The sequence below is a fragment of the Pseudoalteromonas sp. Bsw20308 genome (genome assembly GCF_000310105.2).
Taxonomy (GTDB): domain Bacteria; phylum Pseudomonadota; class Gammaproteobacteria; order Enterobacterales; family Alteromonadaceae; genus Pseudoalteromonas; species Pseudoalteromonas fuliginea.
The window spans coordinates 702,829-716,327 of the sequence record NZ_CP013139.1 but is presented as its reverse complement, the minus strand read 5'-3'; the positions used below and the strand labels follow the sequence as shown (position 1 = coordinate 716,327).

General features: G+C 38.8%; 12 protein-coding genes. 5 read left to right on the top strand and 7 right to left on the bottom strand.

The window, feature by feature from the left end; all coding sequences use genetic code 11:
• The first annotated feature begins 97 nt into the window (after positions 1-97).
• A complete protein-coding gene (locus D172_RS20380) occupies positions 98-865 on the top strand; it encodes a hypothetical protein (protein WP_008139447.1) in 768 nt (255 codons plus the stop codon).
• 3 nt (positions 866-868) lie between these two features.
• A complete protein-coding gene (locus D172_RS20375) occupies positions 869-4,057 on the top strand; it encodes an SdrD B-like domain-containing protein (protein ID WP_050554128.1) in 3,189 nt (1,062 codons plus the stop codon).
• 58 nt (positions 4,058-4,115) lie between these two features.
• On the opposite strand, the gene D172_RS20370 is transcribed toward D172_RS20375, so the two are convergent.
• Both D172_RS20370 and D172_RS20365 read right to left on the bottom strand, forming a co-directional pair.
• Positions 4,116-4,448 carry a hypothetical protein gene (locus tag D172_RS20370; RefSeq protein ID WP_007376710.1) on the bottom strand — a complete coding sequence of 111 codons (333 nt, stop codon included), beginning with the start codon at positions 4,446-4,448 and terminating at the stop codon, positions 4,116-4,118.
• 122 nt (positions 4,449-4,570) lie between these two features.
• Positions 4,571-5,140 (bottom strand): hypothetical protein, encoded by a 570-nt coding sequence (locus D172_RS20365; protein ID WP_007376711.1) that lies wholly within the window; start codon positions 5,138-5,140, stop codon positions 4,571-4,573.
• 227 nt (positions 5,141-5,367) lie between these two features.
• Here D172_RS20365 and arfB point away from each other — a divergent pair, with 227 nt between their 5' ends.
• The gene (gene arfB, locus D172_RS20360; RefSeq protein ID WP_007376712.1) at positions 5,368-5,781 is read left to right on the top strand and encodes an alternative ribosome rescue aminoacyl-tRNA hydrolase ArfB; all 414 of its coding nucleotides are present in this window, start codon (positions 5,368-5,370) and stop codon (positions 5,779-5,781) included.
• A 773-nt stretch (positions 5,782-6,554) separates the two neighbouring features.
• Here the strand turns inward: arfB and D172_RS20355 are convergent.
• The 5 genes from D172_RS20355 to D172_RS20335 all read right to left on the bottom strand — a co-directional run bounded on the left by D172_RS20355 (position 6,555) and on the right by D172_RS20335 (position 10,939).
• Complete coding sequence (locus tag D172_RS20355; protein ID WP_007378791.1) at positions 6,555-7,604, bottom strand: DUF2955 domain-containing protein; 1,050 nt, start codon at positions 7,602-7,604, stop codon at positions 6,555-6,557.
• A 10-nt stretch (positions 7,605-7,614) separates the two neighbouring features.
• A complete protein-coding gene (locus D172_RS20350) occupies positions 7,615-8,679 on the bottom strand; it encodes an HlyD family secretion protein (protein ID WP_007378790.1) in 1,065 nt (354 codons plus the stop codon).
• A complete protein-coding gene (locus tag D172_RS20345) occupies positions 8,669-9,154 on the bottom strand; it encodes a MarR family transcriptional regulator (RefSeq protein ID WP_007378789.1) in 486 nt (161 codons plus the stop codon). The genes D172_RS20350 and D172_RS20345 overlap by 11 nt, the downstream gene beginning before the upstream one ends.
• 284 nt (positions 9,155-9,438) lie before the next feature.
• Entirely contained in the window at positions 9,439-10,323 is an 885-nt protein-coding gene (locus D172_RS20340; protein ID WP_007378788.1) for a spermidine synthase, read from the bottom strand.
• Positions 10,316-10,939, bottom strand: coding sequence for a fused MFS/spermidine synthase (locus D172_RS20335; protein ID WP_033015969.1), 624 nt, complete (start codon positions 10,937-10,939; stop codon positions 10,316-10,318). Before D172_RS20335 ends, D172_RS20340 begins: the two co-directional genes overlap by 8 nt.
• A 609-nt stretch (positions 10,940-11,548) precedes the next feature.
• Here D172_RS20335 and D172_RS20330 point away from each other — a divergent pair.
• Entirely contained in the window at positions 11,549-12,307 is a 759-nt protein-coding gene (locus tag D172_RS20330) for an RES family NAD+ phosphorylase (protein WP_007378786.1), read from the top strand.
• 186 nt (positions 12,308-12,493) lie between these two features.
• On the top strand, positions 12,494-13,465 hold the full coding sequence (locus tag D172_RS20325; protein WP_007378785.1) for a hypothetical protein: 972 nt from the start codon (positions 12,494-12,496) through the stop codon (positions 13,463-13,465).
• The last annotated feature ends 34 nt before the right edge of the window (positions 13,466-13,499 follow it).

Here is a 13,499-nt window from a genome sequence, read left to right as displayed (position 1 = left end):
TTTCTTATATTATTATAGCCCTAGGCTACTAATAATATAAATTGTGTGGAGCTTAATGCTCCTCATTTTTTGCTTTATCATGTTGTTGAGTTGTCTCATGAGTTTTAAATTTTTTCGCTGGGCAACGCTTTGCCTGACTCTTCTATTACCTCAAATTTGCAGTGCTAATCTTTCTCTATCTGAATATCGTTTATATTTTGATGGACGAACTAAAAATAATTCATTAATGATCAGAAATACATCTGATAAAAACCTCGACTTTAAGCTTAGTATCACGCACAAAGACATGACCGAAGAAGGGTCACTAATAGATGCAACACCTAAGCAAGTAGAGGGTCGTTCTGCTGCTGGCATGTTACGCTTTTCTCCACGCCGAGGTTCTATAGCGCCCAAAGGCATGCAAGCGATAAGAATGACGGTACGAAAAAAAGCAGAATTACCCGCAGGAGAATACAGAGCGGTACTTAAAATAGTTGCGTCAGAAGCACCAGCCCCTAATGCAGAAGGAATAACCATACGCCCTAAAATATCTTACAGCGTTCCGGTAATTGTGCGCCATGGGCAGTTAGAAGCTGATTCACAACTAATCAACCCGCAACTAATTAGCCAAAATGGTCGACCAACCGTTACGTTTTGGCAAACGCTAACGGGAAATCGTTCGTTATATGGCAATTTTGAACTGCTAGATAGTAATAACTTGTCTGTTGGGGAAGTAACAAACGTAGCCGTTTATACGCCTTTATCGCGTCGTAAAGTCTATATTTCGTTGCAACAGCCTGTTGTCGGTCCGCTTACACTTAAATACAAAGAAAATCCCCAATATGGTGGCAATATTGAGTTAGCAATACCCGTTAATATTCAATAACACGTGTTTAAGCTAAACGCATTGCGTTATGGCGCTTTAATTAGTTTGTTGCTCATTGTTATTGCGCCTCAAACATTAGTCGCTAATGAGCTAACGCCTCTTCATCAATGGGCTATTGATGAAGAGGCGTTCGTGATCGTAAATGTAAAAGTAAATGGCCGATCGGTTGTATCCGACTTAGAAGCTTACTACACGCCATCAAATAAGCTGTTGCTACCAATAAGTGTTCTTAAATCAACGATGGGCATTAACTTTAGCGTTACCGAAAATAGCTTAACTGCAACAGTTGACGCAACTGAGCTAACGCTAAGTTCAACTTTGCTAACAAAACAACCGGTAACACCAACAGCATCTTTTTGGGCTAAAGATGATTACGACTACTACATAGACTTATCCGTTATTAATACGCTTTTAGAAACCGACTCAATATTTGATTACTCGCTCATGCAAGTCACCTTTATGAGCGATTTATTAAGCACCACAAATGATAAAAAAAGCATAACTGTCACACATAAGCAGGTTATAGCCCCGCAATATGATCACTTTATTGAAGATCAATACCGTTTACTAACATACCCAATTTCTGAGTACACGGTTTCATCAAGTGCCACATCTGAGCAAGCACGTTATAAGGGTTTAATTAGGCTCAACAGCTATTTTGATTTATTTCACCATCGAGCAGAGGTTCGGTTTAATAAAAATGAAAACAGCGATAATACGTTTTTTAAAATTAGCAAAGACTTTAGCTTAACCGATGAAGATCATTCATTAGCTCGCATTCATTATCAATTAGGTGATATTCAATCTCAATCAGATCAGCTGACGACAGCTTCAAGCCAAGGCAGAGGTATTTATATCTCGAATGCCGATCCACGCTCAGCACAAAATTTTTCGTCAATAACCATTGAAGAACCCGCTTTACCCGGTTGGCAAGCTGAGCTATATCGCAATGGGCAATTTTTAGCGACCACACAAGCAAATGACGATAATTTAGTTAAGTTTATCGATATAGAAACATTTTATGGCAATAATATTTTTGAAATAAAGCTTTTTGGCCCCCAAGGTGAACAAATTACACGCACTCAAAAATACACGATAGGGCAGGATGCCCTATCACCAGGGAAAATAAGCTATCAAGTTGAGTTAATTGAAACAGATAAAAGCGTATTTGATAACAACCAAAATACTCAAAATACATTTAGTGACACGTTTAAAGCCAGTGTTTCATATGGGATCAGTGAAAATTTAACCTATGATGCACAAATCACCCAACTAGCATCTGATGAGCGCTCTCGCTATATATCATCAGGATTAAATATACTTACGGAGCATGGCAGCTATCGATTTTTATCTAGCAAACAACTCAATGCTGGCAGCGCTTATTATGCAGGCTTTAGGGGCTTGTTCTCTAATGATTTTTATAACGACGTAAACGTCAATTTAGAATATACCGCCTTAGATGATTTCTCGAGCGCATTGTTTTTACCACAAAATAATGTGCTTAAAAATAAATTATCAATTAGTTTAAATGGTCGTTCTGATTCGTTTGACTCTTTAAACTGGAATATGAAATGGCTTAACGAAAATCGTGAAAATAAATCAAACAACAATACATTTTCATTAGGTATCAATAAAAATCACATTGGTGGTACATGGGCTGGACGCCTGTTTTATGATGAGCAAGAAGATGAATTAACCAATCAACTTTATTCATCTATTGATATCGCTTCTTGGAAGTGGACAAATACACTCGATTGGCTGCCTATAAATGGGGGAAAGCTTGTTAGCCTGCGTAGTAATTTACGTTGGCCGCAAACACAACAGACCTTTAACCAAACCCAGTTATCGTATAACCCTGATTCATCAGCGACCGCGCAACTAAGCCATCAGTATACTTATCGCTATGATATTTTTAATGTTCAAGTCTCAGGCCAATACGATAGTCGTGGTGACTGGCGCGTGTCATTAGGTTTAAACGGCACATTTAGCTTTGATCATCTTGAGTTAGATATGATATTTGACACCCCACGAGCTCTTAGCGGCGGACAGCTTGAAGCATCTGCTTTTATTGACTGGAACGAAAATCGAGTATTTGATCAAGGTGATGAAGCATTAGAAGACGTTCGCTTTACCGGTAATTATTTATGGCGAAATAAATTCACCAACAATACAGGTAAAGCGCTACTGCCAAGTAGTCACGGCGGGCAAATTTTAGAGGTCGATTTACGCACTTTACCTAATCCATATTTGCAACCTGTACTTGGAAAAATAAAAACCTACGCTCACCGAGGAGGTCAGACTAAAGTTGATGTACCAATGGTTATTTTTAATGAAGTAGAAGGGACTGTTTATTTTGAAAATAACGATAAAAGTAAGCCTGTTTCAGGCGTAACCGTTTTTTTAAAGCAAATTAATGGCGACAAAGAATACACAACAACTACCGAGTACGACGGGTATTATTATTTTTCTAATGTGAGTCAAGGAAACTACAAAATTGAAGTTGAAGCAAATACATTAAATATAAAAAGCCTCGTTACTAAAAACTTACCAGAGCGCGTTGTTACCTCAAAAACAGGTGATACTATTATTCTAAAAGATATCGTTCTACAACCTAAAAACAATGCAATAGACTCAATAGAGTTAGTTGATAAGTTATCAGAAAAGTCTTTTTTTGTTCAGCTTGGTGTATTTAAAAAATTTGAATCGGCAGTAATAGTAGCAAAGGAAATTGACTCAAAAGCGCATCCTTTAAAATTATATAAACATCAAAGCCGCAACAGTTACTATTTAGTAACAGGCCCTTATGCAAACGCCCAAGACGCGCAAACAACAATTAACGATGTCTACTCAACGCCTGCATTACATGGCAGCTTTATGGTCGACGCTAGACGTTATACATCTACAGATTGGCAACTAATGCACGCATGGGGAGAGCAAAAAAGTGATACGAAAGAGCTCTATTATTGTCAATATGCCGCGTATACCTCTAAAAAAACAATAAAACCTCAATTGATAAAAGCTGATTTCCCACTGTTCACTATCAACAGAAATATTAATGGTAAAAAATATTTTTTATTACTCTCAGGCCCACATATTGAGCAACCACAGAGCGCATGTAGCGCTTTAACTAGTCGGCAAATAAACGAAGGCTCTACACCAATAAAAAAATCCTGGAGCGACTTATACAAATAGCCTTAAATTAATGAGTTATTTGGCGCTTAAAATACTCATGTATTAATTAAAATTAGTATTATTGAGCTGTAAAGTATGTCGTTTGTGAGAGGCCATTTTTGTCAAGATGCGTTATACACATTATTTCGCAGCGTGCACCCGCCGATTCTGCAATCCAATTGGATTGAGACTGTTTTTTTATATAACAAGCAGAATAAAATGCATCTTCTTTTTGTGCAGAAACAACAGCACAACGCGCATAATTACCAAGCTGCAATACTTTTATTGGAAATATTTGCTCCTGAGCAATAACTCCAGCACTAAAAGCTTGGGTTGATTTTGCGTACGTGGATACCGAAAAATACGCAGTAAAAATAAAGAATAAACCAATAACCACATGCCATTGCTTCATACATTACACCTAAAAATACAGATAATTAAATTGTAGAAGTAAATAAACTTTATGCATCTGTTTATAGATTATTTTAGGCATTAAAAAAGGTGGCAAAAGCCACCTTTTTATAAAACAAAAACTTATAGAAGTGCAAAAAGCTTTTTAAGTTGTGGCATGTACTCGCTCACAAGCTCAAGGTTACTTTCGCTAACGACTGGCTCACTTGATTTAGCGGCACTTGATGCGTTACCTAATGAGCCCATTAGCGAGCTAGCGCCTTTGTCTTTAACACTTTTCATACTTTGAAAACCACCCATTAGTTTATCTGCTGTTTCTTTATTTTCAGTAGATAAGCCAGATTTAAGGTTTTCGATGTAAGCCATAGACACTTCAGAACCGACAGTAATTAACTGCTCTGGAGTAAAACCGTAACGACTCGTTACGCCTTCAAAACTTTTGTATAAGTCTTGCTCTTTAATCATGCTAAGCGCGCTGTTAGCTAGCGAGCCTTGCTCTGATGTTTTTTGGTCAGCCGACGCACCTAACATGCTTCCTAGGTCCAGCCCTTTTAGAGAATCTTGAGCGCTCGCCCAACTTGTTACCGCTGGTAGTGCTTTCATGTAGCTTTGTAAATCACCTTCAGTGATATCTTTTGCAACACCAGAGAAGCTCATTGCTAACAAACTAAGTGATACGAGTATTTTTTTCATGCAGGCATTTCCTATTATCGTGGAGCTATTATTATATGAAGCCCTAAATAGATAGGGCAGTGCAATTAGAAACTAAATAATTGCATATGCCAATACATAATAATGTATTGGCGAATTTTACAGTACAATTCATGGGAGTTGACCTAAAGTACTACGATTTTAGTTGATTCACCCTAAGTCAATGTACAAATGATATAATGCATTTTTGACAACGAGAGCTGAACACAATGTTAACAATTTCAAATACAGTCACAATTGATGAGTGGGAACTAGAGCTTACAGCTATTCGCTCTCAAGGTGCCGGTGGTCAAAATGTTAACAAAGTAGCAAGTGCTATACACTTACGTTTTGACATTAACCGCTCTAAATTACCTGACTTTTACAAAGAACGCTTACTCGCTTTAAAAGATTCTAGAATCACTAAAGATGGCGTTTTAATAATTAAAGCCCAAAGCCACCGGACCCAAGAATTGAACAGAGATGATGCACTTAAGCGTTTAAAAGATCTTATTTTAAGTGCAACCGTGGTGAACAAGGCTCGAAGAGCCACCAAGCCAAGTAGAAATTCTCAGCGCAAACGCATGGATAAAAAAACCAAGCACGGCCAAAACAAAGCATTGCGTGGCAGTGTGAAAATTTAACTGCTAGGCGCGCAGCTTGCTTGCGTATAAAAACGCAGTTTTTAAAATAACTTAATGATTAGAAGCCTTGCTTCTCACGTGAGCAAGCTCTACGTCTACAAAATGTGCAACCTTGTTAACTGGTAGACGCACAGCTTGCTGGCGTGTAAAAACGCAGTTTTTAAAATGGCTTAATAATTAGAAGCCTTGCTTCTCACGTGAGCAAGCTCTACGTCTACAAAACGTGCAACCTTGTTAACTGGTAGACGCACAGCTTGCTGGCGTGTGTTCTTAAAATAACTTAATAATCAGAAGCCTTGCTTCTCACGTGAGCAAGCTCTACGTCTACAAAACGTGCAACCTTGTTAACTGGTAGACGCACAGCTTGCTGGCGTATAAAAACGCAGTTTTAAAATAACTTAATAATTAGAAGCCTTGCTTCTCACGTGAGCAAGCTCTACGTCTACAAAACGGTGTAACCTTGTTAACTGGTAGACGCACAGCTTGCTGGCGTGTAAAAACGCAGTTCTTAAAATAACTTAATAATCAGAAGCCTTGCTTCTCACGTGAGCAAGCTCTACGTCTACAAAACGTGCAACCTTGTTAACTGGTAGACGCACAGCTTGCTGGCGTGTAAAAACGCAGTTTTAAAATAACTTAATAATTAGAAGCCTTACTTCTCACGTGAGCAAGCTCTACGTCTACAAAATGTGCAACCTTGTTAACTGGTAGACGCACAGCTTGCTGGCGTGTAAAAACGCAGTTTTTAAAATGGCTTAATAATTAAAATTTATTTAATCAAAGGTATGATGGCGCGTTGCACTAAAGCGATTAAGTAAATGATGCATAACATATACAGCGCACAAGCTTAAAATAATCGCCACCGATACCGAACTAAATCGATACAACGCACTGTAAATTAAGTCTTGTCCTGGGCCCAACGACTGCCCAAATAAAATACCAAATGTGGTTAATACACCAAACCCGATACCAGGAATACCGCCGCCTAAAATGTGAAACCGTGCAAACACAAAGGATAAAATCCACAATATAGCAACCGGAAAAAGTAAAAAATCGCTATGGTTGTACAAAAACAACTGTGATAACAGCGCTGCATTGCAACCAATCAATGTACCAATTGCACGTTGCCAGCCTGCCATACCTGCTGCTTTCCAACACAATGAAAATAAAATAAGTACTGAGGCTGCTTGTGCTGAAATTGAATCTTGTAAATCAAGCACCTGAAAAACCACAAACGAAAGCGTTGCCACACTGGCGCAAAGTAGTACCTCATGGCGAATGCTTTCTTTAGGTTTAGCTGGCATTACTCGACCAGGCCTTGCGGTTACATCAGGAAATACCCCATGCATTATCGCGGCAATAATCACAGTTAATAGGATAGCCAAACCGTTACTTAAAATCAGCGGATAAATACTACTGCCTTGATCAACATAGCTCGAAAAATGCAGTTGAATTGAAAGGCTAACCACGCCTAAAGCACCAAATAAAAAGGCGCTACCGCTACTCATTTTATGAAATAAAAAACAAAATATGCCAAATACAAGTAGCGTCATAACGACAGGCAAATGAGAAAATAGCCCCTGTATTACAAGTACTATAAATGCACTAAAAGCCGCCGACGCTATAAATTGATTGATAACACCTCGGCTTAATGTAGGCACCATACCGAGTAACAACATAGGATAAACAGTAAAAAATATACCGTTTGGCCAATTCATCAATTTACTAATGGCAAAACCGATAGTACATCCGCCAGCGATACGCAGTGCTTGGCGAAGGCCATTAGAATCTAATTGTGGTCCTTGGCTAACAACTTGAGTCATACCTCCTCCATTAATAAATGTAGTGTAACCAACTAATAAACCTAATTTGCGCTGCGCCAAACCACTGCCCAATAGTTGACTCTGGCAATAATTGCACTGTAGCACGTGCACCACTTGGCATATTTTCAATTAAATTTTGGTTGTTAACTAATTTTAGATGAATACGTTGTCGCTGCGCATCGCGCACCCAGCGGTTACTGATCTCTGTAGTACTGAGCAAACCATTGGCACTTAACTGACCATTGCTTACACCGGCCTCAAACGTCTCAAGTGTCGCGTCATAAACCTCTCCAGGGCGACTATCAAAAACGACTTTTGCTAGGCTACCGCGCTTCATGTGCAGCAGTGATTTTTCTCTAAAATCGGCAACTAAGTCGGCTTTTTTAGCCACAATCGCTAATAACGGTTTACCTGCAACGGCATATGCACCATCAAGCAATTGTAAGTTAGCAACTATGCCATCACTCAATGCACGCACTTGCGTATACGATAAATTCAACTCAGCTTGCGCTAACTGGTTTGCAGCATGGCGCATTGCTAAGTTTTTATCACCTGACTCGCCACGGGCTAAAATAGCTTCCGATAATTGCGCCTCATACGCTGCTACATTTGCTTTGCTTGCTTGATAATTAGCACGAATGCTTTCAAGCTCTTGCTCTGATATGGAGTTTTGTTTGTAGAGCTTTTCGCCTCGGCTTTTTAATAATTTTTGCTCATGTTGTTTAGCTTTTGCAGCACTTATTTGCGCCTCAAGCGCTTTTACATTTGTATCGAGTCGTTTATTTTGTAATTTAGCATCGTCAAGTGCCAGCTTAGCTTGTTCGTACGCTAAGTTGTAAGGTCCTTGGTCAATATGAAACAAAATATCGCCTGCTTTCACAGGTTTGTTATTACTTACTAATACACTAGTTACTCGGCCACTTATTTGTGGCGATATTTGCACAACAGGATGATACACGCGCGCTTGAGGCGTTACAGGTAAAAAAATATCAGCCATTAAATAGTAAATAAACACTAAAACAAACCCAATGAGGGAGAGTCTTACATAGCGGGCAAATTTTTGATCAGGTGTCATTTTTAGCCTTTGTTTGAGATTTAATGCAATTGAGTGCATTTTCTTCCATTTTTACCAAGCCGTATGCCATTGCATCTAATTGTGCATGACTAAAACCATTATATAACTGCGCTTTAATATCTGTTATTCGCTCATTTAAGGTGTGTAAAATGCTGCGACCTTGCTCGGTAAAATAAAGCTTTTTACTGCGTTTATCGTGCTCATCTACGCGGCGCACAATCAGCGATTGCTCTTCTAACTGTTTGAGCGTGCGCGTAAGCGACGGCATCTCTATGCCTAAGCTCTGTGAAAGCGCTAACTGGGTAACGCCCTCTTTGAGCATATTTATATGCATTAAGGCAGTCCAGCGCGACTGTGTTAACCCTAAAGGCTCAACAGCAATAGTTACCGCTTCACGGCATAAGCGATGCACACGGCCCATATTGCCGCAAAGTGTTAAATCAAGAGTTTCATAAAATGGAATGTTTTTAACCATAGCGCACTTAATTAGTTAGCAGGCTAACTATAATATCACTACTTAATAAACAACGTAAATATATTAGTTAAAAATGGATTAAAGATGTGCAGTAAGGCATAAAGCGAGGTGTCTCAAAATAAAAGCCGAATTTGTAGGTGCGAATTCACTTCGCGCTTGCCTGCAAATAAAAATATAAGCGAGGTATAAAACCTCACCTACCTAAATAAACGCCGAACTTGTAGGTGCGAATTTACTTCGCGCTCAAGTAACTTATCTATTACTTAGCGCTTTATAAAAGCACCTTAAAAATTAAGTAAATTAGCGGGAGAATATTGGTCGGTAAGCACTTTCGTATCAGCAGGCCAATCTTGACCGTCTTTTGTAAAATGCATAAATTCGCTAATTGCTTTTATATCAATGCCGTATTTTGCCAAGCGAGGCTCAAGTATTTTAACCTGTGCCTTTATTTGCTCGTTAGTTGACGGCGCTTTAAGTCCCGCTAAAATAATACGGTTACTACGATTTTCACGGCTTACATTTATAAAGTCGCCAAATACAGCGTGGTAAGTTGCCGACTCATGCTCATAAAGCTTACTACTTGAAAATGTATTTGCAGCTATAACACCACCTTCGGCCAATACGCTTTGTACCTCTTCAAAAAACTCTTTAGTGAGTAAATGCTCCGGAATATAGTCGCCGTTAAAGGCATCTAAAATTATCCAATCATACATTTGCTTTTTAATAGCGGCGCGTTTTATAAAAATACGGCCATCTTGCACGCTTGATGTCACTAAGTCGTTTTCTATAAAGTTAAAGTAATCGCGTGCAACTTTAGTTACAGCGGGATCTATTTCAACATTATGAATTTTTGCTGTGGGGTATAGTTCATGAATAACATTAGAAAGCGTACCGCCACCTAATCCTATAATAAGTACATTTTTAGGGTTATCGGCTACTAAAAGGCTGGCAAAAGTAAGTTTAGTGTAGTTAAAAACAAGTTTGTCAGGGTCATTTTTGTACATGCAGCTTTGGCTTGTTTGGCTACTTTTAGTATTAAATTTAAGACAACGTAAGTCGCTAGTGTCTTCAACAATAATATTGCGATAAAGCGAGCGCTCTTCATGAATAACCTTACTAAACGCAACCCCCGAAAACACGATTAACGGCAGTAGTAAATATTTAAGCATGAGCAAGCTCCTTGTTATTCACCAAGCTATTAACAACAATAGCCACTAAACCAAGTGACCCAAGCGTTAAAGCAAAAGCGCCAATAATTGTATTTACGTCAAACGCGAGCACAAAGTAAAAAGAGGTGATAATAGTACCCAGCGCACTGCCAAGCGTACTTACAAAGTATAAACGCCCCGCTACTTGACCACTTTTATCGCTATCGGTTACCAATAAACGTACTGAGTAGGGCGAAATCATACCTAAAATAACGGTTGGAATAAAAAATAATGCAGTTGAAGCTAACAGCGAACCATAACGGCTATCTTCAATATGCGTGAATATAAACTCCATTATTGGCTGCGAAAATAACGTAATAGGCACCACCATAATGCTGGCGACTAAAAATATTAAACCATATTTAGTAAGCGATGCATTTTTAGTACTTAGCTTACCGCCAAGTAAATAACCAAATGATAAGCTGAGCATAAACACCGTTATTATGCTGCCCCAAATATGTACACTGCTCCCAAAAAAAGGCGCAAGTATTCGCCCTCCTAAAAGCTCAATCCCCATAATGCAAAAACCACTGCAAAAGGCTAAAAAATAAATTAATGCGTTTGTTTTTAAAGTCATGTAATTATCGTTTTGTAACTTAATAAAGTTCCATACTAACGTGATGTAAACATGCCCGCTAGTGTAAAAATCACTCAAGGCAAACCTTTTAAAAGCAAATTAACCGTGTTTCATATTAGCGGTGCGCAATAGAGTAATTTAGTAATAACCTAAGTTTATCGTGGTGAAACACGCAGCGCAGGCAAAGGTGACTCGTAGTAGATGTTTTAGAGTAATCGTTACTTAATAAACAAAGTACGATCATGTTGAGCTACCCAGCACTATGATCTTAAGCGATAACCAAACATTCAATGAGCTAACCTGCTTAATTGTTCAGGCTATTAGCGGCTGTGTGTTTAAATAACCTAGTTGCTTATCAAACAAAATTTAGGTGTAATAACAACATAATAAACACTGAACAATGCAGGGACAGCTCAGATACGACAGGCGCGCCGATTAAATAGGCTTAATGTAGTTGATGTCACAAAAAGCCTTTCTTTAAATGTAAAGTTCATAGCATAAACAACACCGAGCAGGTGGCGCCTCAGTCCGATAAGCGACACTGCAACACAAACTCCGTGTCGCATAAATACTAAAATGTTATGTGTTACTACAAACTAAGGAGTATGAATGAGCTTCAAATCTTGGTTAAGCTATTCTGACTTTTCTGAAAAAGCGTGCTCTAAGCTGCGCTACATTTTAGATAATGAGTCGAGTGAATTTCTAAATTCAATTAATGACACTTGTAGTGACAGGGTTAAAACCTTAAAAGTTGGTTCTGTGGTGTGGCGCGCACAAACTGGATGTGGTGAGGAGAAGGCTTCTGATAATGTAGAGCAAGAGTTCCATGTTGATAAGCGTATTCCTTTCCCATTCGAACGAATGAAGCCATTGACCAATAACGCCTCTGAGGGGAGGGCGAACTCAAAAGGGATTCCTTGTTTATATGTAGCAGCAGATGCGGAAACTGCGATACACGAAGTGAGACCTTGGCCTGGATTAACCTTAACAATTGCCCAATTGCATTTGACAAAGGATGTGAAGTTGATTGATTTTTCGGAGACGGCTGATGCTGAACAGTACCCATATTTCTTCTTCGGCGAACCTTCTATTAATCAGAGAATTGACGCTGTGTGGGCTGCGATGGATATTGCTTTTTCTTGGCCTGTAACGGGATCTGATTTCAAGTCAGAATATGTGCCGACGCAAATAATATCAGAGTTTATTAAATCGAAAGGGTATGACGGGATTATTTATAAAAGCTCTTTAACTAAAGGGCGTAATTATGTTCTTTTTAATTTAAATGATGCGGCTGTTGTTCAGTGTGACTTATTTGTAGTATCCAAGGCTAAATTTGACTTCGAGAAGTTGGATGGAAGCTCATCCTGACAGCTGAGCGTGGTAACACCTAATCGGGTAGCCGGAGGTCTCTAACCTCCAGCGCCCATACCAACCATCATGCGCTTTTTATTGGCAGGAAGTGCAATGGGCGGTTCATCTCCCGTAATGAATAATCTATAATCAAGAGACCCGTCTTAATTACCATTCTTATGTTCTTTTTATAAGGTAAGTGATTTGAAAAACAATAACATGCATAAGCTAGGGTGGGTTTATCTATCTATATTTTTAATAGTCTCTCTACTGTTATGTACTGTTGGTTATTTTTACAATAAAGCGTCGGCTCCACCGACTTCAGCAGAGCAAACCTCTAATTATTTAACTGTATTACCTCAAAAAACTCCTGAAAAAGCAGTCAATACTGACTTACTGACAAACAAAAAGGTGACTAACAGTGCCCTTTCATCAAGCGAAGGTAAGTATCAGCGAGTTATTATGACCAGACCGCAATGGAAACTGCAAGGGGAGTTTAGGGAGCACTTTAAACGTTTACAAGCGGCAGCAAACGATGGTGATAACGAAGCAAAATATATCATCGCTACAAACTTAAGGTATTGTTTGTCGGCACCAATTGATGACAACGCTCTACAGGCTGAGTTAGAACAGATCTCTCAGTACAGTGATGTCGGCGAAGCCGCTGATAGAAAAATAGAAAAGTTTGATTATTGTAAGGGCATTAATAGTATTGAGCGTCACCAATTTTATGCGTATTTAGAAGATGCAGCGAAAAATGGGTTTGTCGCCGCACAAGAGTCATTTGTTAATCTAACGGCTGAGTTTTTTATGAAGTCGCAAGGTTTTTCGACACTAAAACGCGCTGAGTTCATTAAAAAAAGAGATAATTTTAATAAACAAAAAATAGTATTTTTAGAATACGCTGCTCAACATGGTAGTGAAAAGGCATTAATCTCTTTATCTAATGTGTATTATTCACAGCAGCTTGGTGAAAAAAGTTTTGCAAAGTCTTACGCGCTAAACCGATTAATTATGGAAATCACCGATAATAATGATATTTATAATCGCTATGCGTGGTTTGAGCAGCGACAGTATCCGCAACTTAGCGAAAGTGAACTTGCCAGTGCAAATGAAATAATAGAGCAGTGGAGCGCAATCATAAATAAAAACGGCACCGTATACCCTCACGATTAGTAAAAATAAAAGCGCTATAGCTGAAACAAAAAGG

What these genes read in the sequence shown, in the direction of transcription:
- D172_RS20355 (WP_007378791.1), bottom strand. Translation starts at nt 7,604, where the DNA reads ATGACTCAAGTTGTTAGCCAAGGACCACAATTAGATTCTAATGGCCTT.
- D172_RS20365 (WP_007376711.1), bottom strand. Translation starts at nt 5,140, where the DNA reads ATGAAAAAAATACTCGTATCACTTAGTTTGTTAGCAATGAGCTTCTCT.
- D172_RS20380 (WP_008139447.1), top strand. Translation starts at nt 98, where the DNA reads ATGAGTTTTAAATTTTTTCGCTGGGCAACGCTTTGCCTGACTCTTCTA.
- D172_RS20335 (WP_033015969.1), bottom strand. Translation starts at nt 10,939, where the DNA reads ATGACTTTAAAAACAAACGCATTAATTTATTTTTTAGCCTTTTGCAGT.
- arfB (WP_007376712.1), top strand. Translation starts at nt 5,368, where the DNA reads ATGTTAACAATTTCAAATACAGTCACAATTGATGAGTGGGAACTAGAG.
- D172_RS20345 (WP_007378789.1), bottom strand. Translation starts at nt 9,154, where the DNA reads ATGGTTAAAAACATTCCATTTTATGAAACTCTTGATTTAACACTTTGC.
- D172_RS20370 (WP_007376710.1), bottom strand. Translation starts at nt 4,448, where the DNA reads ATGAAGCAATGGCATGTGGTTATTGGTTTATTCTTTATTTTTACTGCG.
- D172_RS20340 (WP_007378788.1), bottom strand. Translation starts at nt 10,323, where the DNA reads ATGCTTAAATATTTACTACTGCCGTTAATCGTGTTTTCGGGGGTTGCG.
- D172_RS20330 (WP_007378786.1), top strand. Translation starts at nt 11,549, where the DNA reads ATGAGCTTCAAATCTTGGTTAAGCTATTCTGACTTTTCTGAAAAAGCG.
- D172_RS20350 (WP_007378790.1), bottom strand. Translation starts at nt 8,679, where the DNA reads ATGACACCTGATCAAAAATTTGCCCGCTATGTAAGACTCTCCCTCATT.